General features: G+C 32.1%; 2 protein-coding genes. Both read left to right on the forward strand.

Annotated elements, in window-relative coordinates; genetic code table 11:
- Nucleotides 1-651 precede the first annotated feature (651 nt).
- Nucleotides 652-864 (forward strand): hypothetical protein, encoded by a 213-nt coding sequence (locus tag AC1DCY_RS27055; protein ID WP_477355747.1) that lies wholly within the window; start codon nt 652-654, stop codon nt 862-864.
- A gap of 158 nt (nt 865-1022) precedes the next feature.
- Nucleotides 1023-1655: a hypothetical protein gene (locus tag AC1DCY_RS27060; protein WP_477355750.1), complete on the forward strand. Its 633-nt coding sequence runs from the start codon at nt 1023-1025 to the stop codon at nt 1653-1655.
- Nucleotides 1656-1871: the final 216 nt, after the last annotated feature.

Below are 1871 nucleotides of genomic sequence, written 5' to 3' on the forward strand. Positions count from 1 at the left end.
AACGAGAAGTGAAAAGTTATATGATGTATTACAACCATTATCGAGGGCAATGGAACTTGAAAAAGCTGCCGCCTGCAAAATACAGACAGCAGCTTCAAAAAGTCGCCTAGCTTTTTTTCAAAATGTCCTTTACAAAGGGTACACTTTATGCTTAGGCGGCTCTTTTTTTATTGAACTAACGGAGCAGAAGAGTTAAAGAAGAACATCACTGAATGGACAATATATTGTTTCCTTAGAGGGAAATACTGTTAAAATTAAATCACCAAGCTATATGTTGCAGGAGGGGATTTTTAGTGTTGAGATTTGTTGATGACTTAGCAGGTGCTATATATGATATTTTTAAATTTATTATAAGGTCGATTAGCTATTTACTTGCAGGGGCGATAATTGTTGCAGTTCCAATGTATTTGATAGTTTGGATATTCGGTTTATTTCAGTAATCATATTCAACTAACTCGTGCTTTACTTGAAGATCATTGAGTTGCATTGGCAGCTCTTTTTGCTTATTGAACTAACGGGGCAGTTTAGTAGAACAAGAAAATGGATTTCGTTTAATAAAAATGGAAAAAATACAAAAACCGGAACCTCGATTTGTTTCAAACGTAGTAAAGCGAAGGTTAGTAAAAGAAAGTTATAAACGGGGTGGAGTATATGAGTGAACGATTTGAATTAAGTTTTAAAAACAAGGAAGTAAGAGTGTGGTTTTATTTGGCTGTACCAACTCTTATTATAGGAATCATCATTATATATTATGGTGAACAAAACTATCAGTTTATTCCTTTATTTGTGTTTTGGACTATCTTTTATATATGGCGTTTTTTTTACAGGAGGAAACAGAAGAAAGAAGGAAAAAATTCTTCTTAAGCTAACGAAGTGCTTTTCTTGAAGATCATTGAGTTGCATATGCAGCTCTTTTTTCTTTATTGAACTAACGAAACAAGTTACTTCAAGAAGAGGACATTGTGTTTAATGACATTTTTTAGAGATACAGGACATACCCTCATAACGGGAGGTATTGTATGTTGAAAAAGATACTGATTATTGCTGGAATACTTATAGTGGGAATAGCATTACTTTTCCTGTTAATTAAATTCTCAGTAGCTGATACTGCTGATGCAAATAAAGAGAAACTAAAACCTTTAATTACTAAAGAAGAAGAACAAGAGATATCTATATTGAACAGGGTAACAGAAAAAATTCACGATAAATATGTGGGGGTTGATGTGAGAACAACTTCAAAAAAAGAATTGATGATAAGGGTTGTAGGGGATGAAGAATATTATAATTCCGTAAAAAAGGATATGGAATCCATTGCAAAAAGTGTAATCAAATCCTCTCCTTTAAAAGACCATAAAGTTGTGTTTGAGAGATGGGATTTATCCGAAGAATTTAATAAAGCCAACAAAGAAAATCATCATTTAGCAAGGCTTTTAATGGGAGTTTTTAAAGAATATGAGGTAGTTAAAAATATCAGCACTAACGACCAAAAATCCATTATCATTCATACATCAATAAAAAGTTCTGATAAAGATGCGCATAAGTTATCATTGAAAATCGAAGAGACTGTAGGTAAAATCTTACACTCTAAAGAACTAAATTCCAATGACTCTTATGAAATTAAAATATTTGATGTCAACGGTCAAATAATAAATTAGTCAATTCGGCATCTATTTTTATTAAACTAACGGGGTGCTTTTCTTGAAGATCATTGAGTTGCATATGCAGCTCTTTTCTTACGATTAGTCAAGTATCTATAATAACTTTCTTAACTCTCTGATATTATTTTGATAAATTGGACCATGCCGAATAAAGCCTAGTGATTTTTCGATTTTTCATAAGGCTTTAGTATGTTAAACTGATGCTACGACTGT

It is taken from the genome of Lysinibacillus sp. 10T31, assembly GCF_056394365.1.

Coding starts and splice junctions, on each gene's coding strand:
- AC1DCY_RS27055 (WP_477355747.1), top strand. CDS start 652: ATGAGTGAACGATTTGAATTAAGTTTTAAAAACAAGGAAGTAAGAGTG.